The following is a 23,616-nucleotide window of genomic DNA, read 5'->3' as shown; positions in this document are numbered from 1 at the left end:
ACGCGGCCCGACGGGATAGCCGAAACGACCCCGCGCGAGCTGCGCCGTCGCTGCGTGCCGGCGAAGAAATCGCCTTGCTCGACGTCCGCGAGGAAGGGCCCTATTCCCTCGCCCATCCGTTCTTTGCGGTCTCGCTGCCGCTCTCGCAAATCGAACTGCGCATTCTCGATCTGATCCCGCGGCTGACCGCGCCGATCGTCGTTTACGATAATGGCGAGGGATATGCGGCGCGCGCGGTGGCACGCATTTCGAGGCTTGGGTTTACGGACGTTTCCATCCTCCGCGGCGGTCTTGCCGCTTATGCAGAGGTCGGCGAGGTCTTCCGCGATGTCAATGTGCCGAGCAAGGCGTTCGGAGAGCTCGTCGAAGCGATCCGCCACACTCCTTCTCTTTCCGCACGCGAGGCCAAGGCGCTGCTCGAGAGTGAACCCAACCTCGTGGTGCTCGATGCGCGGCGGTTCGAGGAATACCGCACCATGAGCATTCCCAGGGGCATCAGCGTTCCCGGCGGCGAGCTTGCGTTTCGTGCGCGCGAAATCGCGCCTTCGCCCGACACCACCATCATCGTCAATTGCGCGGGCCGGACCCGCAGCATCATCGGCACCCAATCGCTGATCAATGCCGGCCTCCCCAACAAGGTCTTTGCGCTCCGCAACGGCACCATCGGCTGGACGCTGGCCGGGCACACGGTCGAGCGCGGCAAGACCGACCGCTTCCTGCAGCGGCCCGAGACGACCTACCCCACCGCCCTTGCCGACGCGAAAGCCTGGGCCGACCGCGTCGGCGTTTCGGTCCTGGACCGCGCCACGTTCGCTCTTTTCCTGGCGCAGGCGAACGAGCGCACGCTCCATCTTCTGGATGTGCGGACGCCGGAAGAATATGAGCGTGGACATCCGGCCGGCTTTGCCTCGGCGCCGGGCGGTCAGCTCGTGCAGGCGATCGACGAATGGGTCGCGGTCCGCGGCGCGCGGCTGGTATTGTTCGATGATGATGGAATCCGCGCGCGAATGACCGCGTCCTGGCTGGTCCAGATGGGCTGGGAAGCCCACGTCGTTGGACCGGACGTGATCGCGGCGACGCGTGCCGGAACGCCGGCGCCGCGCCGCCCCGTTCCCCCCGATCCGGGCGGTGACGCAATTGCGGTCGCAGAACTCGCCGCCCATGCGGTGAACTGGACGGTCGTCGATCTCGCGCGCAGTCCTGCCTACACGGCGGGCCATATTCCGGGCGCGCATTTCGTTCTGGCCTCGCGCTTCGCCGAGGATCTGCCCCGCCTGCCCGGCGACGGACCGATCGTCCTGACCAGTGCCGACGGCGATGAAGCGCTGTTCGCGCTTGCCGATGCGGCGACGGCGACGCCGCGCAAGGTCACGGTGCTCAAGGCGGGAACGCGCGCCTGGGTGGAAAGCGATCGTTCACTGGAGCGGGATCATCACTCCTGGGTGTCGCAACCTGATGACGTCTACAAGCGCCCCTACGAGGGCACGGATAATGCGACCGCCGCGATGCAGGCCTATATCGACTGGGAGCTGCAGCTCGTCGCGCAGCTTGCCAATGATTCCGTATCCAACTTCCATGTCATCTGATCGGATTGGTGCCGGGCGAGAGGCTCGGCCCCCAGCCCCGGCGCGAGCGGATCTCCGATTATAACCACGCGCGCATCACCGTTCGTCGGCAAGAATCTCGTCCAGCGCAAGCGGCGTCTCCTTCCGCAGCGACCATTCGGAGCGGGCAGCGGCGCGGCGCAGACCGCGCTCGCTGATCGGCAGTTGCAGACGCTCGAACAGCGCCTGCATCTCCGCTTGGGCCGCAAGATGGGACTGGTTCGGACCGGCCCCGGGCGTGATCTCGTCCGGCGGATCGAACGCGGTCATTCCCAAGGGGAAGAACTGCCGATAGACCGCCCGCTCGGCGGAGCCTTCGGCGTCCCTGAAGCCAACGCGCAGGCCGAGTTCGGCGAGACTGTGCTTGACCAGCGCGCCTTCACACATGCGGTTACGGATCACCACCCAATCGATGAAGCCGGGATCTAGTTGCCGCCTTTTCGCTCGCGCCGCGCAAACCATTGTCGCGTAATGACCGGTTCGGATGATTTCATGGGTGACAGGATCGATCAGGCCCAGCGAGCAAAGGTCAAGAAAGCTGTCCTGCAGTGGGGTTAAGATCGTATCGGCAGCCAAATGGGCCACGCGCATGAGGTAGCTGTCGTGCGAAGGCGTATCGATCACGAGGAAGTCGCAGGACGCCTCGAAGCTCGCGATCGCCTCTTGCAGCCAGTCAAGTTCCTTGGCTTCGTTCTCGTCGGCCCTCATGCCCTGGGCGGCGGCGATGTGCCGGTGCAGCGGAACCTCGAGCTCAATGCGCTGATGGTTCGCCCATATGCGGCGGTTTTCGATGTAGCACGTCAGGCTGCGCTGGTCGGGGTCGAGATCAAGCGCTGCGACCTTTTGCCCGGCCTTCAAGAGGCCGATGGCCACGTGCATCGCCAGCGTCGTCTTGCCCGAGCCGCCCTTCCCGTTGCCGACGACAATGACGTAAGGTGCACTTCGCAATCTGCGAAGCGCTCCGTGCTGCATCTGACACTCCAGCGCTTTGCGAGACGTCTTTCACTAATCCGTCGCCGCGCCGTGCCGTTCCCGACCGCACAGCGCGGGAGCGCAACGGCCGCAACACATCCTTGTGACCCGATGACGTTCGACCATCGTTCAACACCTGCCTTCGCTTGCGCAAAGCCGGAGAGAGGGTTCCTTTCACCACCAGGATGCTCTCGCCTCGGAGGGGGCCTACGCTTGACGCGAACGGATGCCTTGATCTTGATCAATTGACATGAGCCGTGTTCAACTTACCTCCAGGGAGCTAAGCAGAGGAGGTTCAGACCGTGGCGCGCGAACGAGTGATCTCTCCAACCGGCCGAGGCATTATCTTCGCCACCATCTCGGCACTGGCTCTTACCACATCGGCTTCGCCGCTCGCCGCAGCCTCCGCGACGGGCTCGAACGGCGTCTCTGTGACGGCGTCGAGCGATGCGACGGATTTCAGCGCGGCCCGCCGTCACCGCCGTTACCATCGCGGGCCGAGCGCGGCCGGCGCGGCCTTCATGGGGATGGCGCTTGGACTGGCCGCCGGCGCCATCGCGGCCCAGCAACGGCGCGAATACTATGAGAACTACGGCTATTATTACGGCCCCGGATATTACGGGCCAGGCTCCTATTACGGCCCGCGATATTACTATCCGCCCTATTGAGGGCGCTATTCGCTATGGCGGCGGCACGTTGCGCTGCAGATCCTCCAGCCATGCTGCTGCGTTGCCATCGGACGGCGCGCGCCAATCGCCTCGCGGCGACAGCGAGCCGCCTGCCGAGACTTTCGGACCGTTCGGCAACGCCGACCGCTTGAATTGGCTGAAGGCAAAGAACCGGCGCAGGAACACCTCCAGCCAATGGCGAATGTCCGCCAGGCCGTAGGCACGGCGCTGGTCGGCCGGGAAGCCGGGCGGCCACAGGCCGGCCCCGCGGTCCTTCCATGCGTGCCATGCCAGAAACGCGATCTTGGAGGGACGAAATCCGTAGCGCAGTGTGTAGAACAGATTGAAGTCCTGCAATTCATACGGGCCGATCGCGGCCTCGGTGCTTTGCGGCTTCTCGCCTGCGGCCGCGGGCACGAGTTCCGGGGAGATCTCCGCCGCCAGAATGGCGCCGAGCGTATCTCCCACCTCCGGGGCAAACTGCTGCGAAGCGATGACCCAACGGATCAGGTGCTGGATCAGGGTCTTCGGCACGCCGGCATTGACGTTGTAGTGCGACATCTGGTCGCCGACCCCATAGGTGCACCAGCCGAGCGCCAGTTCCGACAGATCGCAGGTGCCGATGACGATACCGCCGTGATGATTGGCCAGCCGAAACAGGTAGTCGGTGCGCAGGCCCGCCTGCACGTTCTCGAAGGTGATATCGTACACGGGCTCGCCTCGGCCAAAGGGGTGGCCGAGCTCTTTGAGCATCTGGGTCGCGGTGGGGCGGATGTCGAGCTCGTGCGCGCTCACGTGCAGCGCCTTCATGAGCGCGAGCGCGTAGCTCTTGCTCTGGCTGCCCGTTGCAAAACCCGGCAACGTGTAGGCAAGCACGTTCGAGCGGGGAAGGCCGAGCAGATCGATCGCTTTCGCGGCGACGATCAACGCGTGCGTCGAGTCCAAGCCGCCCGAGACACCGATGACGACGCGCTTGGTGCCGGTCGCCTGCAGCCGCTGCACGAGACCGGCCACCTGGATGTTGTAGGCCTCGTAGCAATCCTGCGCGAGCCGCGTCTCGTCGCTCGGCACGAAGGGAAAACGTTCGACGCTTCGGATCAATCCGATATCGGCCGTAGGCGGCCGCAGCGAAAAGGCGATGCGGCGAAAGCTGCCGCCGCGCGTGGCGATCTCGCGCCGGTTGTCGTCGAAGGTGCCCATCGACACGCGCTCCTGCCGGAGCAGGTCCAGGTCGACGTCGGCGAAGGTGATCTGTCCGCCCCGGCGGAAACGCTCGCCCTCGGCCAGCAAGACGCCGCTCTCGAAAATCGAGGTCTGGCCGTCCCAGGCCAGATCGGTCGTCGACTCGCCGTCGCCCGCCGCCGCATAGACATAGGCCGCAAGGCACCGCGCAGAGCAGGATTGACAGAGAAGCGCGCGCGCCCGCGCCCGGCCGATGGTGATCGGACTTCCCGAGAGATTGGCGAGCACGGTGGCGCCGGCCAGCGCGAGCTCCGAGGCCGGCGTCACGGGGATCCACATGTCCTCGCAGATCTCTACCCCGATGGTGAGAGCCGGGACGTCCTCAGCCTCGAACAGAAGATCGACGCCGAACGGCGCCCTCGTCTGCGCGATCGCGATCTCCAATCCCGCCATGCCCGCGCCGGAGGCGAAGTGGCGGCCTTCATAGAATTCCCGGTAGGTCGGCAGATAGGTCTTGGGCACGACGCCCAGGATGCGGCCGCGATGGATCACCACCGCGCAATTGTAGATCCGCGCCCCGAACCGCAACGGCGCGCCGATCACGAGGAGCGTCATCAGCTCGGCCGAGGCTTCGGCAATCGTGGCAAGCCCCCGCCCCACGGAATCGAGCAGCGGATCCTGCATGACGAGATCTTCGATCGCATAGCCCGAGAGACAAAGCTCGGGAAATACGGCGAGCGCAGCGGCATTCTCATGACAGGCCCGCGCCGCCTTGAGAATCGCCGCCGCATTGGCGGTCGGATCGGCCACGCTGGACACCGTGACGCAGGCCGCCACGCGGGCAAAGCCGTGCCGATAGATCGAGTGGAAGCTCATCTCGCCCGGTACCTCCTTATTCCCGCTTATAGGACATCGGCCGTTGCGCTGAACAGGTCAAGCGGGGCTTTCCGCCCTACATCCGCGCAAAACAGCGTCCCGAGCGGAAGCCACGGCCCGACCATGGCCCGAGCATGATCAAGCTCGCTGCCCGCTTTGGATTTGCGCGCGATGAAATCGGGTCGCTTCCCCGGCGCAATGAGGCTCCCCCGCCCTCGAGTTTGTACTATTCTTGCCCGTCGGAGAGCCAAGTTCCGTCCGTAGGGGCATCGCTTGCTGAAGAAAAACGAACTCCTCGCCGCGCTGGAGCAACGCCTCGGGCGGCTGCACGCCCGCCAGCGGCTGGGCATCGAGGCCGATCACGAGGCGCAGGTGTTCGGCCAGGGCCTGAACTTCTTTCATATCGAGAACTGGTATTCGGTTCACTCCGTCATCCGCAACACGCTGAAGTTGTGCGGCCTTTATTGGCGCGGGCGCAAGAACGCCGAGCGCATCGTTGTGAAGACAAACCACGTCCCCTCAAGCAGGCTGCCCGCGCAATTCGATGGTTTCACCATCCTTCATATCAGCGATACCCATGTCGACATGAACCAGCGCGCCATGCAGCGGCTGGCCGAACTCGTCACGGGACTGCAATATGACATCTGCGTGTTGACCGGTGACTTCCGCGGCGCGACGTTCGGTCCCTTTGATGCGGCCTTGAACGGCATGGAACGGCTGGTCGCGCATTTGAAGCCGCCGATCTTCGGCGTGCTCGGCAATCACGATACCATCCAGATGCTGCCCGAGCTGGAAGCCATGGGCATTCGGATGTTGCAGAACGAATGCGACGTCATCACACGCGGCGAAGAGTCGATCTATCTCGCTGGAATCGACGATGCCCACTATTTCAGGGTCGACAATATCGAGAAGGCCGCCGCGGCCATACCTGAAGGCACATTCGCGATCCTGTTGTCGCACACGCCCGAAATTTATCGGCAGGCCGCACATGCCGGCTTCGACCTGCTGCTCTCCGGCCACACCCATGGCGGGCAGATCTGCCTGCCCGGCGCGATCCCGATCACGCTGGATTCGGTGCTGCCGCGCCGGATGGGCGCCGGTGCCTGGCACTATGGCAATATGGCCGGCTACACCTCGGTCGGCGCCGGGTCCAGCGTCGTCGCGGTGCGCTACAACTGCCCGCCAGAAATCACCCTGCACCGCCTGACGCGCGCCTGATCGTCAATAGGGCTGATCGCGAATGCGCAGACTGTACAGAATGCGCGAGACGATCAGTTCGCCCACCATGAAGATGCCAACGCAGACGACAATATCGGCGAAGCTCAGCGCCAGCATGCCTTGGCACGCCAGCAGCGGAAACAGCGATTCCGGGATCTGATCCAGACCAATCGCCTGGCTGCTCGGCGCCAGCTTCAAGCGTCGCTTGATGAAACTCGAGAACAGGTCGCCGATCATGGCGAAGGTCGCCATCAGCGCGCCCACGCCGGCGGACACCGCAAGCAACGGCGCCACCGCCGCCGTGACGGCGATCGAAGAGACCACGCCGCGGATCGTCTTCGATGCACCAAACAGCGGCTGGCCATCGAGAAAGCGCCCTCCTCCATCCAGCGGGACCGCCAGACGGGATCCGCAGATCTTCTTGACGATGACCGGCGTTCCGTTCGCAAGCATCAGAAGCGCGAGCGCCTGCGCGATCGGAAAGATCTGCATGTTGTCCTGCCGCTTACGACATGCATCAACGGCGATGCGATTACGTATCACGCGCGTTGATACATATCAGGCCAGACAACAGATCAGACGACGCGACGCCGAAGTTCAATAGCCAAAATAGCACGACAGCACGTAATCCCAATCCAGCTCCGGCCGAACCGGGGGATGTCGGCATTCGTCGTAGTAGAATTGATAGTTCTTCCAGAACTGAGCGGCATCCCTATAAGGACCCGGCCGCAGCTCGCCAGGGCCCTGCATCGGATAGCCGATGCCGATCGCCGCACGGCTGTGAGCGAGGGTGAGCCGGCCGCCTCCCCCATCCGCGCGAACAGGCGTCATCACCGCGAGCAATCCCGCGACCGCAACAGCACCAAGCCGTTCCGCCATTCTCATGGTCAGGTCCTTTCAGGATAACGTAAGGATGTACAACGCAAGTAGGTCCCGCACTGTCAGACTTATGCGATTTCGCGCGCGCGCAAGGCCGCCTCGCCGCTTTGCAGCCAGGCGGCAACGCGCCGCCACGAGGTCGTGAGCGTCCTCGCACCCATGAACAGGCCGAGATGAGTGGAAGGTGCGATCGCGCGCTCGATGAACGCCGCCTGCGTTCCCAGCAACGGGGCCGCCGCCAGCGCCTGCGCCGCCGGCACCACCTCATCGTCAGTGCCGGCCAGCAGGAAGACCGGCACCGTCAGCCGATCAAGGTGAACTTCGCGCCCCAACGCGACGAAGCCGCCTTTTGCCAGTCTATTCTCCCTGAAGATCCAGTTGACCGCCTGGAGGTAATACGTCCCCGGCAGATCCACGGTCTGATTGTGCCAGCGGGCAAACCGCTCCCGCAACGCCTTGTCGGCAGCACTATCTGGCGACAGACTTCTTTGCAGCACCACTTCGGCGTCAGCCGAAGGACTCCAGAAGCGGAGGATGTCATCGCCCCTCACGATCCCACCGCCGCTATTTACCAATCCTTCGAATGCGGCCAGGGAGGCATTGGTAACCATCAGCGAAAGATCGGACTCGACCGACATGTCGACGGGCGAGCCGACGAGCACCAACCGACGCACCTTCTCCGGAAACCGTGCGGCATAGACCAGCGACAGCCAGCCACCCTGGCATAGCCCGACCAGATCGACCGGCCAGCCGATCTCGTCGATCGCAACATTGAGATCGGCAAGATAATTGTCGATCGACAGATAGCGCATGTCAGAGGAGGCCGAGCGCCAATCCGTCGCATACAAACGGTTGAGCCCGCCGCGTTGCAGCGCCCCGACAAGGCTGTGGCGAGGTGCAAGATCGGCGATCAAGGCGCCGTGCAGCGCATAGGGCGCGCAGATGAGAACGGGATTGCCGCCTTGCGCCCGCGAAAAGTCGCGCAGGCGCAAGGTGGCGAGGTCGAGCGCGACCTTGTTCGGCGTCGTCCAGGCCAATTCGGTGTCGTCGCGCTTCTCGGTCGCGCCCACCCCCAGTTCGATCCACCACGAGCAGGCATCCAGGGCAAATTTTGCGGCGGTATAGGGCCACAGCATCGGGTCCTGCGGCCAAGCCGTCGCGGGTCTATCTTGTCCAGGCGTTGTTCGCTTCTCTCCCACGGTCTTGCTCCTGTGGGGCTCATCTCGCCAATGCGTCAGCCGCATCAGGGCGGCCTGTCAAAAGAAGGCCTCGATGCCGACAACCGGAATGCCCTGCGATTTCAAGCTATGATGGGTTGCGGCAATTGAACCATCGATGTCAATGCCGCGACACGCCTCTTCGATCACGACCGCGTCAAAGCCGGCACGGCGGGCATCCTCCGCCGAGTAGCGAACGCAGAAATCGAACGCCAGTCCGGCCAAGAACAGTGTCTGCCAGCCGCGCTCGCGGAGATAGCCGGCGAGCCCCGTCGGCGTCTTGTGATCATTCTCGTAAAAGGCCGAATAGGAATCGATGTCGCGGTGGATGCCCTTGCGCAGCACGAGGCTGGCGTGAGGGACCACGAGCGCCCTGTGAAACTCGGCGCCGACGCTGTCCTGAATGCAGTGATCGGGCCACAGCACCTGGGTGCCATAGTTCAGCTCGATCGCATCAAACGAACGCTTGTGCGTGTGGTTGGAGGCGAAGGAGACGTGATCCTTGGGATGCCAGTCCTGGGTCAAGATGACGTTCTCGAATTTTGCCGCCATGCGATTGATGGCTGGAATGACCTTCTCGCCGCCCGGCACGGCAAGTGCGCCGCCGCTGCAGAAATCGTTCTGCACGTCGACGACGATCAGCGCATCCTTGTTCGAGATCTTCATGGTGGCCACTCCGGTAAGCTCATTCTCCAATCGGCGACGGCGGCGAGCTGCTCCAGCGCGGTTGACACCTGCACCCGGTAAGATACCAGCGGCCTGAAACCGCGCAGTTCCGCCGGCAGCCGCTCCAGCCCTCGACGCGCATGCGTGCGAATGTCGTGCAGCGAGGGCTGCGCAGCGATACGCCGGCCGCCGGCCATCACGGGACGGATCAGCGATTCGCCCTCCTGCTTGTCCTCCTCCGTGGAGAGAATGTCCATGACCATTCGCCCATCCCCATCATAGCGCCGCCAGACCTGTTTGCGGCCGGGCCAGGTCGCTTTTCCCGTCGAACGCTTGCGGCGCGGCAAGCCGGCATATTCCTGCAGTTTGTATGCACAGTCGAGCGCAGGCGCATCGGAAGAGGTCGTCAGGCTGCTACCGATACCGATGCCGCCGATCGGCGCTTTCTCCCGCGCAAAAGCAATGAGCGTGCTCTCCTCGATCCCACCGCTTGCGAAGATGGTGGTGTCCCTCAACCCGCCGGCATCCAGAATTCTGCGCACGCTTTTCGCCAACGCCACCAGGTCGCCGCTGTCGATACGCACCGCACGCACGGCAATCCCCACCTCGTTGAGGCGCGGCGCCAACGCGACCACTTTGCGCGCAGCAGCCTCGGTATCGTAGGTGTCGATCAGCAGCACCAGATTGTCCGGCCGCGCGCGAGCAAAGGCCTCGAAGGCGGCGGTCTCGTCATCGAACGGTTGAATAAACGAATGCGCCATCGTGCCGTAGCTCGGAATGCCGAACACCTTCTCGGCGAGAACGGTCGCGGACCCGGCGAAACCTGCGATGTAGCTGGCGCGCGCAGCCATCAGCCCGGCATCCGCGCCATGGGCCCGACGCAGCCCGAAATCGACCAGGAGCTTGTCCGGCGCGAGCAGCACCATGCGCGCGGCCTTGGAGGCGATCAGCGTTTGAAAATGCAGGATGTTGATGAGGTGCGTTTCGAGAAGCTGCGCCTGGGGCAACGGTGCTGTGACCCGCAGGATCGGCTCGTTGCCGAAGAAAAGGCTGCCTTCCCGCATCGCGTGCACCTCGCCGGTGAAGCGGAAATTAGCTAGATAATCGATCAGTTCTGCGCTGAACTTATCGGTTCGTTCAAGCCAGGCGAGGTCGTCGGCCGAGAACTTCAGGCTTTCGATGCGCTCGAGCACCTGCTCCAGCCCCGCCGCCATGAGGAAGCTGCGCTGCGGCGGCAGCTTGCGAACGAAGAATTCGAACACGGCGATTTCGGTCTGGCCGGCCTCAAGGTAGGCCTGGATCATGGCCAGATGGTACAGGTCGGTCAGGAGGGCGCTCGATACGGGTTCCATCCGCGATCCTCGGCGTTGTCCCGGGTCAAGCGCCAACCGGCCGATCGGTTCACCTTGTCGGAACTCTGGCAAGCCGCCATTTGACCTTCATCAACAAGCACCTGCCCTGCCACGGCTATGATGCGCCAAATGGATGCCTTTGGGGGGTCGAACATGAAAGAAATCCCGGATCTTGCGATATCGCTGGAGAAGGTCGCCGCGATCCTCGCCAAAGCCCGGCAGTTCGACGTCAAGGACGTGGTCACCGATCCCGACTCCGGCTCGAATGCAAGCGACGACGCCATGCTGTCGGTCTTGGAGGATCACGCTGACGATCCCGTCCGGACCGAACTCGCCGCCATCATTCGCTCCCTGAACGAGGACGAGCAGGTCGATCTCGTGGCCTTGACGTGGCTCGGCCGGGGCGATGGCAGTCTCGACGATTGGCCGGACCTGCGCGCCGAGGCCTCGCGCGCGCATAACAGACGGACGGCCGAGTATCTCTTGGGTATCCCGTTGCTCGGTGACTATCTTGAGGAGAGTCTTTCAACCTTCGGCCACTCGCCGGAAGAGTTCGAACAGCCGGTTTAGTCTCGCGAGGCGACGACCATGCCCTATCGCTCCAACGACGACCTGCCCCCGCCCGTCCGCAGCCACCTGCCGCCGCACGCGCAAGACATTTACCGCGAAGCCTTCAACCATGCCTTCGCCTCGCACTCAGGAGACGTGCGGCAGGAGGAGATCGCCCATCGCACGGCCTGGGCGGCGGTCAAACGATCCTACGTGAAAGTCGGCGAGTACTGGATGCCGCAGCAGAATGTTCATTAGGCTGTATGCCTGGAGAATCGCCCTGTAGCGCTGAACAATACCTGCTTCGCTCCGGAAGCGATCGAAGTGCTGTGTCGCCGTGAAATGACGCTATGGGCCAGTCGGAGACATTGACTAGGACGAGTGAACCTCGTGAACGGCCACTCGTGAAAATCGCGTTACCGCCTTGAGCTCGATGCGGCACTACTCGGGATAGACCTGAACGTCCTCCCGCCCTGGCTTGTTGAAAAGGATGAATACCAAGGGATTGCCCGGCTCGGACATTGCATCGCTGCGCTGGCCCGTTATCTCTCCGTCCACGCCGCTTGTATACTCCGCAACCACCTCGCCAAAGCTGTCGCGCTGGATGGCAACCTTCTGTCCGGCTTTGACTTTGTCGTTGAGCTTGACCAGATGCTCAACGAGACCTCCCGCGGTGGCCAGGATCGGGTACGCGCTGTTGCCGACAAAGACACCCACGTCCTTGCCTGTACGTCCCATTGGCCCGGCAACGATGCCGTGATGCTTGAGGACGTTCATTGTGCCTTCCACGAAGAGCGAGATCATCTCAAGGTCGAGGACGCGCGCAGCGCCGATTTCCGGCGTGAAGGAGGGGATGCCCACGTCCATAAACGCGTTGTGCAGGACACCGGGATACACATGATTGTCGAAGATCTGGCCGACGGGATAGAGCTCCACCATCGCCTTGACCTCGGGCACATCCATGCCGCCAATATTGAATGCGGTGACTTCGAATCCGGTTGTCCCTGTGTGGAAGTCGATCGCGAAGTCGGCGTTTGGCCGCAGCAGCCGGTTGAACAGAAGCCCAGCGTGTCGGCTGGGTGCGGTTGCGCCGTTCTCGTTGCCGGGCCACTCCCGATTCATATCAATCAGATCGATGCCTCTGCCCTGGTTGGGCCATCTGCGCTGCATGCTTTCCAGGGCCGGGCGGGACACGTCCGTGACCGCCATCACCGTGCCCGACATCTGCGCCGGGTCGAGTTGGCTCATCACGGTCTGGACCGTATGCACAGAACTCACCTCGTCGCCGTGCACGCCACTGGTCAGGACGCCGCGCTTGCCTGGCTTTGCTCCCTTGGCGACGGTCACAGACACATACCAGTGCTGTCCGGTTGGCATCTCAACGCCTTGAAAATACAAAAGGTGCTTCTTGCCGGGCTCTAGATCGTTGATGTCAAGCGCGCTGACAATCTTCTTTCCGTCTATCGTGTCTCCGGTAAAAGCGGTCCCTCGTGATGAAGCTGCTGCCCGCGTACCCGGGGCGTCAGCGCTGGCCGCGAGCGCGGCTGAGGCACCGATTGCGGTGACCATGAAGTTGCGGCGATTAAGGCTGTCCGGTCCCTGATCGTTAGACATTGCGGAGACCCTTTCTCGTCAGGTGTCCTTACCGCCAGCCGGACACAGGCTATCACAAATTCAGCCAGGAGGTCGGCTCGGGGTCACGAGCCGCCTTTGCGAATGCGTCAACGCCGACGGCCCGAATTCGCCCGCGCGCAAAAACGAATTTCTCGAGACAATTCAAGCTGATTTGGGTCGTCCAGATCTCACGCGAAAAATATTCCACTTTCTTTTTTTCAGAAATCGGTGATTACTCAGCGTGTCCCGGCCCAATAAGAGGGGCGTTTCGCGATCGTCACGAACGTTGGGCTTGCGGATGCGGTGGACGCGCCGGCACTGACAGACGAGCAGTGCGCGACGCGGACGGCGAAGTCGTGTGGTCCTGGCGCCCCAAGGCTGGCGCTAAGTTCGCGGCGATGCGCTTTGCGCATCGCGCTGACGACGGTGACAACAAAGTCTGGCTCACCGAGGAGAGCTCGAAGTAAGCCGTAAACCACTGCGCGGGGAAGGTCGGTGTGATTACCGCCTGTACCTGTGGTCAACGCGCACCTCGCGCAGCTTTTTCGCGCGGGGGCCCCGGGTGCATGCGGCCACCCGGCCTTCCCTGCGCCCTCGATGTTCCGGAGGGACAAGGATGTTGCAGGACTCGGATGCGAATGGCGTCGCGAGAACGAGGACTCGCGGAAGCGCTCTTGCTGTGGCCCGTCCTTCGAGACGCTTGCTTCGCAAGCTCCTCACGATGAGGTCATGACGTGTGGCGCTCTCAAAGTCTCATGGTGAGAAGGCGCAACGCGCCGTCTCGAACCACGGGGGTGCCGAACCCGAAAGTGCACTACCCCTGCGGCGCCTGTGTCCTGTTCGCCGGAAATCGTTTGAGCGTTGCAATCACCTCGTCGTCGCTGACTTGATGAAAATCGCGGTAGAAATAACCGATTGCTCCAAAATCTTCGGGCGTGTCCAGACAGACCAGCGCGTCGACCTCGGCATGCAGTTTCTCGACGGTGTCGAGTGGCGCGACGGGAACCGCAAGCACCAGCTCTTTCGGCTGCCGCACCCGAACCGTCCTGATCGCCGCGAGCGTTGTCGCCCCCGTGGCGACGCCGTCATCAATCACGATGGCTACATGATCCTTCACCGCCGACCGCGGCCGATCCTCCAGATAGTGTTTGCGCCGGCGCGCGATCTCGGCAAGCTCCTCCTTGCAGACGGCATCGAACCCCTTCGCGCTGATGCCGGACAATTCGATGACGTCGCTGTTGCGGATAATGATCGGCTCTTCAGCATCCGCGACCGCCCCCATCGCGAGCTCCGGCTGATCCGGCAGGCCGATCTTGCGGACCAGCAGCAGATCGAGCGGAGCCTCGAGCGCTGCCGCGACCTCGGCAGCGACCGGCACGCCCCCGCGCGGCAGCGCCAGGACGACCGGATGCCGGTCCTTGTATTTGAGCAACGCCTGCGCGAGCTGCCGGCCCGCATCGGTTCGGTTCTGAAACAGCATGGCGAAGCCATCCTTTCGCGAACTGGGGTGAGACTATCGGCGCTGCCAAACGTCATGATGGACTGGCATCAAGCTTCCAAGGTTCCGACCGGCCATAAGCGTTCGGCACGGCAGCCGCGTCGACAAGTTCAAGAAACCGGTGCGACTTCCCTGTCTCGATTTTCCACGGCCGAACGCCGCGCCGCCCGCTGTCGCGGCGAACACCCGATCTGCAGGCCGGCACCGGAGGTTTATCTAAGCGTGACGCCGCTGAGCGCAACGCCGGCCGGCTGTCGCGGCACGCTTTGCCCGCAGAGCGGCGGATTTTGCCTGGCCCTGCACTTGATCTGGGCGGTGGCCTCGAGCGCATCGTCAGCATCCATCGTCGCCTTTTGTTGCAGCGCCGGAAGATACCAAGGCGGCTTGAGGTTGGCGTCCGAAGCCCATTGTGGAGCGACACTCAATCGCTCGCTGACCGAGCCGGTTTCCGCGCTAGTCCGCGAGGTTGAAAGCGAGTGCAGCAACACCGACCAGGATGAGACTCGCGGCCCAACCTGCTTCGAGATTGAACCAGCTAAGCGAAACAAATTTCAGCCCGAGATAGCGGTAAACCGCCTAGGCCATGCTGCCGCCGGCGGCGATCATCGCCGCGACATGGATCATCGCAACCAGCACCGCCATTCCGAGATTTGCTCCCATGAGCGCGCCGGCCGCTTCGTGGCCGGTATCCAGCGCCAATGCCTGGCACAGACCGAGATAGATCGGCACGAGCATCAACGCCGCGCCATGCGCGAGCGCGATCGCAAACGACCAGAGGCCGAGCTGCGCCGGCGGTATTCGCGCCAGCGCGCGCGGGTGGCGCCGGTTGAAGAGCCGAAAGATGCCGAAGGCGATGAGCAGCAGACTCGCAAAGGTTCTGATCTGATGCTGCCATTCCGCAAGGACCAGCAGCAGCACGAACGGCAGCAGCATCAACAACGTCGCCAGCAGATGGCCGACCGAGAGCGGTCCGAGCGCCGCGAACAGCGCGCGCGGACTTCGCTCCATGAGCCCAGCCGAAACGGCGAGCGGCCAGCCCATTCCCGGACTGATGCCGTGATAGAGGCCGCTCGCTATGACGGCCAGCCAAAGCCAGGCCGGCGTCCAATCCGCGCCGCTCAATTGTCAGGCCGATGGATAGCAGAAGGAATCGGTCGAACAGTCGCCGCCTTCAAGCCGGATTTGATGGGCCCGATATCCGTCAGGGAAGCTGACAAAATAATCCGCGGCGAGTTCGAGGCCTCCGCTTGGACCGGCGTTCGCCATCACTTCGACGCCCGGGATGCCGTCCGGATAGAACTGGTCGTCCCACGTCGAGTACAGCGAGTTCGTCCAATAGACCCGCTTGCCGTCGCGGCTGATTTCCACCATCTGCGGACCGCCCGCAAACGGCTTGCCGTTCGGATGCGGCGTGCGGTTCGCGATGCCGCCGACGCGCACGGAGCCCGCAAGCTTCGGCTTGTGGGGATCGCTCACGTCGTACTGACGCATTTCGCCGGTGCCCCAGCAGGCGACATAAAGGAAGCGATCGTCCATCGACAGATCGATGTCGGTCACCAGCGGCGGCACGGCACCGAAGCCCTGGAGCAGCGGTGGAAGCTTCTCCTTCGGCGCGGGCTCGGCGGGAATCGTTGCCGTCTTCTCGACATGGAATTTTCCGTTCTCGCGCCACCAGGTCCAGATCGAGCCCTCAAGATTGGTCGTATCGACCACGACACCGACGAAGCCATATTCGCGCGCGGGATCATGGGCGGGCCGCACTTCGAGCGCCATCTGATGGTTGGCACCGAGGTCGAGGGTTTGAACGTGCCGCCGCTCCCTCAGATCCCAGAAGTGGAGTCGGTGGCCGTACTTGTTCGACAGCAGATCTTCCGGAACGATGCCGTTCTCGAACTGCGGCGGGAGCGCCCATTCGCTCGTCACCATGTAGTCGCGCGGCAGATTCCACCAGAAGTCATAATGCAGCTTCTGCGGACCGCGATCGAGCTCCCAGCGCCCGAGTACCTCGAACGTCTCGCAGTCCATGAGGAAAACGCCCGGAGGCCCATCGGTACCGTCCTTGCCCCTGCCGCCCAGCGTGCTCACGTAAATGCCTTCCGGTCCGCAGTGGATGGTGTGCGGCCGCGAGTAGCCTGTTTTCTTGAACACCTCCTCGGGCTCGATGATCTTGTGAATCCGGGCCTGCGTGGGATCGGGCTTGGTGTCGATGATGTAGATGCGCGAGGATCGCAGACCGGGCACGATGAGGTAACGTCGTTCGATGAAGGCGTGCCCAAACAGCGGCGACAATGCCGACGAGCACGCATTCCAGCCGAAGTGATGAAATTCGTCGCCCTTGTTCGGCATCGTCACGGTGTGAACGATCTGGCTGTAGTGCGGCGAGCCCGGCTTCACGTCGATGACGGCGAGCGCATCGGGCTTGGAGAAATCCGGACTCAGCAAGACAGTGTAGGCGAAGTTCTCCGTCGGAGCTTCCATCGCGAGCTTCGGCGATGCGTGGAAGGTTGGGTCTGGCCTTATCGTCATGGTACTGCCTCCCGGTTGGCTGGCTTGTGCCAGCATGGCTTGAGACGCCAGCACCAATATATAGGCACTTGTGTAGACTTCTTGGGGAGCGCCGCGCACCTGCCCGGTGATCACGGGCGACTTCGCCGGAATCGTCTTCCGATGATGCAATGCACAGGGTTCCTAGCAGCCGACGGCTCTGCCGCCCTGCCCGCGCGGAATAATTTCCTCCCAACGGACGGAGCATGACCCGGCAATTACGACGAATTGAGCGGGCGACCCGGTGCCGGGATAAGGCGTTTGGCTGTTTGCCCGGTAGCGATAGACTTGAGCGCCACAAGGAGAAGCTGTGGAGGCAGGATCACGCAATGCGTTCTGCTCATCGCGCGTCATCAAACCGAAGACAATGCGCCCTATGTCACCGCCGTACGGTCGTGCAATGAAATGCGCCAGGAGCAAGCGGATGGTACCAAGTCAGCCAGCAGTGTGGGCGGCCATGGCGGCGCTCTCCGCTGCCCTCTTGGGTCCCCCCGAGCCGCGATCCTCGCCCCTCCCGACGATGGCAGCCTCTGAAGTCTATATCCAGCAATCGCGCGGCCATGTGGCCCCGGGCAACGTCATTCAGACCAAGCCGCCGCCCGAAGTCGGGGCTCCCGCAGCCACCCCGTCCGGAGGAGCCTCACCGCCGGCGACGCCCGAGACCTGCAATGCCCAGAACGCCGCCTCATCACAAGCCTGCTACACGGCCACCCAGCAGTCACGATCCCCGGCGCGGTAAATCGGGCCAAGCTCGTGCCGGCTCGGTGCTAGCTCTTCGGCGTATCCGTCGCGCTGGGGTGAATGAAAGCGGCCTGACGCTGCTTGTCCAGTTCACGCATGAACGCTTCGCCGGCCCCGCGATCCCTGAACTCCCAAAGGTGGTTCTTCACGCCTTCAAAGATCAGGGCATAGACCGCGAGCTGCACGCCCTCCCGCACACCCAACGTCGCTGGAGAGTTCTTGGTGAATCCGAGCTCGGCCTGCAGGAGCTGATCGACCGCCGCAAACTGAAAGGCAGCGCTGTGAACCTGTACCGAATAGATCGTCTTGGTGGTGGTGACGGAGGCCAGCACGCGCCCGGTCTGCACGCTGACCGCGCGCAGCGCGACCGTGATGATGTCCTGCCTGTACTGGGTGTCGGCGCCGATCCCGAGATAGTTGGCGCCGATACCTCCCGTCGTTTCGTCGCTGTCATAGCCGATGATGCCGCCTTCCAGCAGCACGCCCGCGAAACGCAGCGGCGGAAGCATGGGTGCCTTGTCGCCCTCGGCAGCGGTCCGCGTGTTCTGGATGATCTGGCGCTCCTGCAAGAGCGGCTGCAGATCGTTCCGTTCGACCACGTTGAACCACGCTCCTCCTCCGGCCTTGGTGAGCACATCGATCAGGACCGCGCTCGCGCCCTGCGTGAGCGCGCGGGAGAATTCGGCAAAGTTGTCGTTCGGCTTGTTCTGCCCGGTCAGGTCGGGGAAGTTATAGACCGATACGTCAAGCTTTCGCCGCGGCGGCGGCAGGTTCTCGAGGACCAGCCCCGTCTTCGTGTCCGGCACGAGCGTGGCGGGCTTTGCCATGGGATCCTTGGCCGAGCCGCTCATGCAGCCGGCCAGACTCAGGGAGAGCATCGCAACCGCGGCGATGCTCCAGAAATGTCTGCTCATGTGCTTGAAAATCCAGCGCAGCTTCCGCTAAGGAACGAGACTGCGGGCAGCGTTGGTGGTCGTCGTACCGCTGGTGCTACTGCTCCCGCTGCTTGTCGATCCCGTTCCATTGCCGCCGATAATCACCGCGCCAGAACCAAGATTGCTCAGCGCGCTGCTGAGGCCGGAGAGATCCGGACCTTGCGAGCCGGACTTGACGCCCTCGCCTTGCGCTTGAGCCTGGGAGAGCAAAGAACTTCCGTTCAGCGGATTGCCGCCGAACGTCGGATTGACGGGGTGATAAACCATCTCCGATGCGAAGGCCGCCGACTGTCCGGCGAAGCCCAGCGCCATGATGGCTGGAATGATCCAATAAATCTTACGCATTATAACATACCTCGACTGATACTGGGTTCTGACCCGAAATTGTCATCGCTTGACCAACAGGCCTCCATTGGGGAGCCGCGCAATCAGCATGTTCAGCGGCGCGGCACCAGGCGGCTGGATGACGGCAACGGAAAGGCCCTGCGTGTTGATCAGGTTCAGGTTCGAGAAGTCCCGGCCTGCCTGCCACACACCGACGTTGTTGTCCTTTCCGCCGATCACGCCGACATTGGAAAAATTGTTTCCGCCCGACTGCGACTGCGATACACGGTTGAAGCTTCCGATCTGGATCGTCTCGGCAACGTTTCCATTCCGCGCAGGACGCGTCGTCTCAGGCGTGGGAACGAAAGCCGCCTGATGCGGCGCATAGGCAGCGGCCGGGATCATCTGAACCGGTTGCGACGGCATTCCTGGCGTCGTGCTCGTCGCGCCCGGATTCACCTGCGTGATGTAAGCCGACTCGGCGAACGCGGGCGAACAGCCGACCATCGCGATAGCAGCCAGCCCGGCTCGAAGCGACGTCCGCGGTCTTAAGGTGAAGTGCACGTGAACCTCTCATGGTCCGATTGAAGAGCGAGCTCGGCGCGATAATGGCCGATGGCGGAGCGGTCCAGGGCGACGGTCGTCAGAACCTGTTCCCGGCCGCCCTGCAGAATGAAGGTACCGCTCTGTACGTTCTTGCTGCTTCCGGTCTCGCTGCGCTTGATGATCAGGAAGTCGTAGCGGCCACTGACGGCGGTAGCGGAGCGCGCGACGGCCGCGAGCCGCAGGGATTTGTTGTCCGGCTCGGCGCGAATCGTACACTCTATCGCAGCAGTCGCCGCCATCTGCATCGGACTACTTCCACCTCATCAAGGGACCGCGGGTGCGGAACTTTGCGGCGAAACTATCGACCGTTCTTTGCCCTTTTTTGACAATCAGGCCGTCGCCACGATGATCGCCCCTCACTTACGCGTGGCTGATATCCATAAATGCGGCGCAATAGCCGGATGAAATCCCGCAACGCCAATTGAGCGGATTCGCATCTCGCTTGAGCATTGATCGTTGGGTTCATGACGACCATCTCAGATCTCGTGACCAGTGGCGCGATCGTAAAGATCGAACTCGATCTTGCGCCACGCGATCAGCCGCTTCGCTTGCTGTACGGCACGCCGCAGTTCGTGGACTGGCTGCGGCAGGTGCTTGACGGCGCCGAGCCTCCTCGCCGCATCGGACACATGTCCGCGGCCGAACAGATCGACGACCTCTTCTATTCGTTCTTGAGCGGCGCGCAGCTCGTCTTTACAAGGCAATTCCGTGCCATCCGCGCCGAGGACAATGCGGTCTGGGAGCTGAAGACGCCGGACGTCCGGATTTTTGGATGGTTCATGTCGAAGGATTGCTTCGTTGCCGTATTCGGAAATTGGACTGACACAATAAAGGACCATGATCTCTATCGGGGTTATCGCATCGCCATCCGACGGCTGCGTCGTGAACTTGGCATCGATGCGACGCTTTGCGTAGAGGGGGTTGCACCTGATGACGTTCTTTCGGTTTGACATCGATGCACGATCCCGAAAGGCTGCCAGGTTCATGGGACGGGTGCGCCGGGAGCTCCTTAAAGCGATCACGGAAGAGAAGCGCGCCGGCCTGACGCAGCAGGAGCTCGCCCGGCGACTGCAGACCGCCCGATCGCAGATCAATCGTCAATTATCGGGCGAAGCCGAAATAACCTTGCGCTCCCTTGCAGACATCGCCTGGGCTCTGGACCGGGAGATCACGCTCGAATTGCGCCGCCCCGAAAGCACGCTGGGACAGAACATCGCGCCAACAACATCAACCGTCGGCTATCAGCCGGTCAGGATCATCGCACCCAAACTGCCGAACGACTGACCGCGAGAGGTCCGGCTATTCCGGGATTGAAGAGACAGGCGGCGGACGTTGGGCCCGCCGCCTGCTTTCGTCACCTCTGCGATACCGATGCGCTATTGTGCGAACCGTACTGTGCAGTGAAGGAGGTGTTCGTGACGTTCGCGCCGGTCGCCTGCACCAGCGAGAGCGAGTTGCCGGTACCAACTTGCAGCGCAACCTGGGTGTTGTTGCCGGCAACCGCCTGCTGACCAACGCTTTGCGCAGCGTTCACGACGTTGGAGCCACCGATCTGAGTGATCAACGAGTTGTTGTTACCCAGCGCCAGCGGAACGGCCATCGACTGACCGACATTGACCATGTTCTTCGTGCCAATCTGGGTCGTCACGGCATTATTCGCGCCGTTTCCGGTGCCGAAGGTCTGCGTCTGCTGATCGATCGTCGCGTTGTTCTTCGCACCTACCTGGAACGTGGCCTGAGTATTCGCCCCGTTCTCCTGATCGATCTGCGCAACGTTCTTGGTGCCGACCTGGCTCAAGAACGAGGCGTTCGTATAGTTCGCCACCTGGTCTTCAGTCGTGGCGCCGAATGCGCCGGCAACGCTGCCGCCCTGTGTCGTGGTCTCGAGATTGCCGTGGCCGACCTGAACCGTCGCCGCGACATTCCTCGGCCCTTGCGCCCTGCCGCCGACCGAGGTCTGCTGCGTGCCCGCTTCATTCTTGTCACCAATCTGCACCGCGGCGGATGCATTGCTGTGGCCGGTCTCGAACTGGCCGCCGCTGCCGGTGCCGTCGGCGCTCGTCTGGATTGCAGCGGCCGTATTCTTGTTGCCGAACTGACCTGTGAACGAGGTGTTGGCACCGCCGACCGGGGTAGCGGAAGCAGCCGTGACGCTGGTGTCCGACTGCGCCACGCCCGCCACGTTCTTCTTGCCGACCTGCAAGGCACCCTGGCTGTTCTTGCCGCCGGACTGGTCGACGATGACGTCGTTCTTCGTACCATACTGTCCGCTGAACGAGTTGTTGGTAAACGTCGCCGTCGTGAACTGCGAGTTTGGAGGCGTGTTGGTTTGCCCGGTTGAAGCAGTGTTACCTTTGCCGACCTGAACATTGCCTGAGGTGTTCTTGCCCCCGGCAAGCTTGCTCACCTGATCGGTGATGACCGAATTCTTCTTACCTGCCTGAAAGGTGGCCTGGCCGTTGTTGCCATTCTTTTGCGTGATCGTCGCGTCATTCCCGCTGCCGATCTGCTCGATGAAGGATTCATTGGTGAGCGAACCTGCGGCGTAGGCCGCCGGCGCGCTCACCAGGATGAGCGCCAGGGCAGTCATCGTCGTTTTCATGGAACGTAGTCCCTTGTTTTCCAAAGCGGGGCCGGCGGGGATCGCCGCCCTCACCGCGCGTTAAACCATTGTTAACCTAACGGGCGAATGACAGCCGCGATCGGACATGCGCTGATCTCATGCGCACTGGGCAACAAGCGCGTGGCTACGACAGACCTGAGGGCCAGATCAGGGCGCATGCTCAATGCGCAGCGAGCCGAGCCGAACTTCCTGTTCGGCGTCGATAAAGCCCCTTATGCGCATGAGGCCAGGACAGCGCACTTCCAACGGCGTGAAAATCAGGCTCGTCGCGGCGACGATGTAGAGTGGCGCGCCTGTATCGGTTCTGAGATTAGCGACCAAATCGGCCTGTTCGCTCGATTTTGGCGTCTCGATTGGCTCCTCGGCAAAGGGCCTGTCACCGCCGGGGAGATAGCAGCGCACGGCAATCGACTTGAACGGCCGCGACGCCGGCGAGAAGATATGCGTGTGCACGCAGAGTTTTGGAAGCACCAGGGGAAACTGGCCCGCGATGAAGATCACGCCATTGTAGCAGCCGATGAAGCTGAGCTTGCCCCCTGGCTCGTTGCGAATATCGTCACAAAAAATCGAATAACCGTATCGGTCCATTACCCAAAGCCATTGCGTGTTACATGCCCAGCCGGCACGTACCAATCTGTCTCTTCCCTCACGAGTATGACGGGCACATTACAGGACGTGCGCGCACACTGATCGGCCCCGTTTCGGCGCGATAGAGACACCGTTATCGTTGAAGGCGCACCGCTCGCGTCTAAGCGTAGACCTGCGTATCAAAGCTTTCGCACGCCTAGGACAGTCACGGCACTCGGCGCCTTTGCGCTAACGCGGCTCGACCCAAACATCGCTCTGTTTGATCTGCTTAACGATCATCGCCGGATCGAACTTCCGAAAGTCAGAGGGCAGTTCCAGAAGCGATGTGGACCGCATCTCCTCCCGACCGTCGTCGATGGCGATGACGGTGCCGTCCTTCGTCTGGACCCGCACCGGAAACTTGAGCAGGGGGTCAATCCAGCCGAGCAATTGATCGCCCGAGCCGGAGACGGCGCGATAGGCGATCTCGCTTCGTCCACCGATCGTCTCCTCGCCGAGGCGCTCACAATGCCAATCGTTGTGCTCTGTCACACCTGCGAGCTGCGCCATCATTTGCCATCGGCGGCAGGGATCATCGGGATCGACGGGCACGAAGAGCCGGGTAAGCCGGCTGGTTTGGCGCGCTTCCATGTACACACGCGTGGCGGGCCGGACGAAATAAGCGCTCGGCTTCGCTGCATCGATCAGGAAGAAACCATCCGGCAAATCCGGCGTCTCGATCCGCACCTTCTCGGCGGAGACGAGCACTTGGCCTGCGGGCGCGGGCGAGGCATTACCCTGTCTGATCACAAGCTTGGCGGAAAATGTCGGTTGCTGCCCCTCGGCGAAAGCCCCTGCGCTCGGCAAAAGGCTTATCAGGGCGAGCATGCACCACCGTGCCCCGCATCGCGCCACGGCTATCCAAACTCTGGGCATCTCCATATTCAATACTCATTACGCGACACGCGGCCGCACCCCTGC

24 protein-coding genes and 1 pseudogene are annotated in these 23,616 nt (G+C 62.6%); 7 read left to right on the top strand and 18 right to left on the bottom strand.

What is annotated here, in order from left to right:
* Positions 1–74 precede the first annotated feature (74 nt).
* The gene (locus P6U23_RS15550; protein ID WP_407180589.1) at positions 75–1,586 is read left to right on the top strand and encodes a rhodanese-like domain-containing protein; all 1,512 of its coding nucleotides are present in this window, start codon (positions 75–77) and stop codon (positions 1,584–1,586) included.
* Positions 1,587–1,661: 75 nt separating this feature from the next.
* Here the strand turns inward: P6U23_RS15550 and P6U23_RS15545 are convergent, their stop codons facing one another.
* A complete protein-coding gene (locus P6U23_RS15545) occupies positions 1,662–2,576 on the bottom strand; it encodes a division plane positioning ATPase MipZ (RefSeq protein WP_407180588.1) in 915 nt (304 codons plus the stop codon).
* 302 nt (positions 2,577–2,878) lie between these two features.
* Between P6U23_RS15545 and P6U23_RS15540 the strand changes: the two genes are divergently transcribed.
* Entirely contained in the window at positions 2,879–3,244 is a 366-nt protein-coding gene (locus P6U23_RS15540; RefSeq protein WP_407180587.1) for a hypothetical protein, read from the top strand.
* 12 nt (positions 3,245–3,256) lie between these two features.
* On the opposite strand, the gene P6U23_RS15535 is transcribed toward P6U23_RS15540, so the two are convergent.
* Positions 3,257–5,302 (bottom strand): NAD(+) synthase, encoded by a 2,046-nt coding sequence (locus tag P6U23_RS15535; protein WP_407180586.1) that lies wholly within the window; start codon positions 5,300–5,302, stop codon positions 3,257–3,259.
* Between the two features lie 276 nt (positions 5,303–5,578).
* Here P6U23_RS15535 and P6U23_RS15530 point away from each other — a divergent pair, with 276 nt between their 5' ends.
* Positions 5,579–6,520, top strand: coding sequence for a metallophosphoesterase (locus P6U23_RS15530; protein ID WP_407181475.1), 942 nt, complete (start codon positions 5,579–5,581; stop codon positions 6,518–6,520).
* 3 nt (positions 6,521–6,523) lie between these two features.
* Here P6U23_RS15530 and P6U23_RS15525 read toward each other — a convergent pair whose 3' ends face one another.
* The 5 genes from P6U23_RS15525 to P6U23_RS15505 form a co-directional block, all read right to left on the bottom strand.
* Positions 6,524–7,012, bottom strand: a complete 489-nt coding sequence (locus P6U23_RS15525; RefSeq protein WP_407180585.1) for a CDP-archaeol synthase — start codon at positions 7,010–7,012, stop codon at positions 6,524–6,526.
* Positions 7,013–7,117: 105 nt separating this feature from the next.
* Positions 7,118–7,405, bottom strand: coding sequence for a hypothetical protein (locus tag P6U23_RS15520; RefSeq protein ID WP_407180584.1), 288 nt, complete (start codon positions 7,403–7,405; stop codon positions 7,118–7,120).
* 62 nt (positions 7,406–7,467) lie between these two features.
* Entirely contained in the window at positions 7,468–8,535 is a 1,068-nt protein-coding gene (locus P6U23_RS15515; RefSeq protein WP_407180583.1) for an alpha/beta fold hydrolase, read from the bottom strand.
* Between the two features lie 120 nt (positions 8,536–8,655).
* On the bottom strand, positions 8,656–9,282 hold the full coding sequence (pncA, locus tag P6U23_RS15510; RefSeq protein WP_407180582.1) for a bifunctional nicotinamidase/pyrazinamidase: 627 nt from the start codon (positions 9,280–9,282) through the stop codon (positions 8,656–8,658).
* Entirely contained in the window at positions 9,279–10,634 is a 1,356-nt protein-coding gene (locus P6U23_RS15505; protein ID WP_407180581.1) for a nicotinate phosphoribosyltransferase, read from the bottom strand. Before P6U23_RS15505 ends, pncA begins: the two co-directional genes overlap by 4 nt.
* A gap of 153 nt (positions 10,635–10,787) precedes the next feature.
* On the opposite strand from P6U23_RS15505, the gene P6U23_RS15500 reads away from it, so the two are divergent.
* A complete protein-coding gene (locus P6U23_RS15500) occupies positions 10,788–11,204 on the top strand; it encodes a DUF3775 domain-containing protein (protein WP_407180580.1) in 417 nt (138 codons plus the stop codon).
* 18 nt (positions 11,205–11,222) lie between these two features.
* On the top strand, positions 11,223–11,441 hold the full coding sequence (locus tag P6U23_RS15495) for a ChaB family protein (RefSeq protein WP_407180579.1): 219 nt from the start codon (positions 11,223–11,225) through the stop codon (positions 11,439–11,441).
* A gap of 183 nt (positions 11,442–11,624) precedes the next feature.
* On the opposite strand, the gene P6U23_RS15490 is transcribed toward P6U23_RS15495, so the two are convergent.
* From P6U23_RS15490 to csgH, 8 genes and pseudogenes are all read right to left on the bottom strand, one after another.
* The gene (locus tag P6U23_RS15490) at positions 11,625–12,797 is read right to left on the bottom strand and encodes a succinylglutamate desuccinylase/aspartoacylase family protein (protein WP_407180578.1); all 1,173 of its coding nucleotides are present in this window, start codon (positions 12,795–12,797) and stop codon (positions 11,625–11,627) included.
* 814 nt (positions 12,798–13,611) lie between these two features.
* Positions 13,612–14,277 carry a phosphoribosyltransferase gene (locus P6U23_RS15485; RefSeq protein ID WP_407180577.1) on the bottom strand — a complete coding sequence of 222 codons (666 nt, stop codon included), beginning with the start codon at positions 14,275–14,277 and terminating at the stop codon, positions 13,612–13,614.
* 471 nt (positions 14,278–14,748) lie between these two features.
* A pseudogene (locus P6U23_RS15480) lies at positions 14,749–15,417 on the bottom strand (hypothetical protein).
* 3 nt (positions 15,418–15,420) lie between these two features.
* Entirely contained in the window at positions 15,421–16,821 is a 1,401-nt protein-coding gene (locus P6U23_RS15475; protein WP_407180576.1) for a selenium-binding protein SBP56-related protein, read from the bottom strand.
* A 785-nt stretch (positions 16,822–17,606) separates the two neighbouring features.
* A complete protein-coding gene (locus P6U23_RS15470) occupies positions 17,607–18,494 on the bottom strand; it encodes a CsgG/HfaB family protein (RefSeq protein WP_407180575.1) in 888 nt (295 codons plus the stop codon).
* A gap of 27 nt (positions 18,495–18,521) precedes the next feature.
* Positions 18,522–18,860, bottom strand: a complete 339-nt coding sequence (locus P6U23_RS15465) for a curli assembly protein CsgF (RefSeq protein WP_407180574.1) — start codon at positions 18,858–18,860, stop codon at positions 18,522–18,524.
* Positions 18,861–18,902: 42 nt separating this feature from the next.
* Positions 18,903–19,265: a hypothetical protein gene (locus P6U23_RS15460; protein ID WP_407180573.1), complete on the bottom strand. Its 363-nt coding sequence runs from the start codon at positions 19,263–19,265 to the stop codon at positions 18,903–18,905.
* Between the two features lie 122 nt (positions 19,266–19,387).
* Entirely contained in the window at positions 19,388–19,690 is a 303-nt protein-coding gene (csgH, locus tag P6U23_RS15455) for a curli-like amyloid fiber formation chaperone CsgH (RefSeq protein WP_407180572.1), read from the bottom strand.
* A 219-nt stretch (positions 19,691–19,909) separates the two neighbouring features.
* Between csgH and P6U23_RS15450 the strand changes: the two genes are divergently transcribed.
* On the top strand, positions 19,910–20,395 hold the full coding sequence (locus tag P6U23_RS15450) for a hypothetical protein (RefSeq protein ID WP_407180571.1): 486 nt from the start codon (positions 19,910–19,912) through the stop codon (positions 20,393–20,395).
* A 34-nt stretch (positions 20,396–20,429) separates the two neighbouring features.
* Entirely contained in the window at positions 20,430–20,729 is a 300-nt protein-coding gene (locus P6U23_RS15445; RefSeq protein ID WP_407180570.1) for a helix-turn-helix domain-containing protein, read from the top strand.
* A 70-nt stretch (positions 20,730–20,799) separates the two neighbouring features.
* Here P6U23_RS15445 and P6U23_RS15440 read toward each other — a convergent pair whose 3' ends face one another.
* From P6U23_RS15440 to P6U23_RS15430, 3 genes are all read right to left on the bottom strand, one after another.
* Positions 20,800–22,101, bottom strand: a complete 1,302-nt coding sequence (locus P6U23_RS15440; RefSeq protein WP_407180569.1) for a hypothetical protein — start codon at positions 22,099–22,101, stop codon at positions 20,800–20,802.
* A gap of 114 nt (positions 22,102–22,215) precedes the next feature.
* The gene (locus P6U23_RS15435; RefSeq protein WP_407180568.1) at positions 22,216–22,701 is read right to left on the bottom strand and encodes a hypothetical protein; all 486 of its coding nucleotides are present in this window, start codon (positions 22,699–22,701) and stop codon (positions 22,216–22,218) included.
* A 183-nt stretch (positions 22,702–22,884) separates the two neighbouring features.
* The gene (locus tag P6U23_RS15430) at positions 22,885–23,382 is read right to left on the bottom strand and encodes a hypothetical protein (protein WP_407180567.1); all 498 of its coding nucleotides are present in this window, start codon (positions 23,380–23,382) and stop codon (positions 22,885–22,887) included.
* Positions 23,383–23,616 lie beyond the last annotated feature (234 nt).

Source organism: Bradyrhizobium sp. STM 3562 (assembly GCF_045571435.1).
Classification (GTDB): Bacteria; Pseudomonadota; Alphaproteobacteria; order Rhizobiales; family Xanthobacteraceae; genus Bradyrhizobium.
Note: the sequence above shows the minus strand (reverse complement) of the source record. Positions and strands in the feature narration are given on the sequence as shown.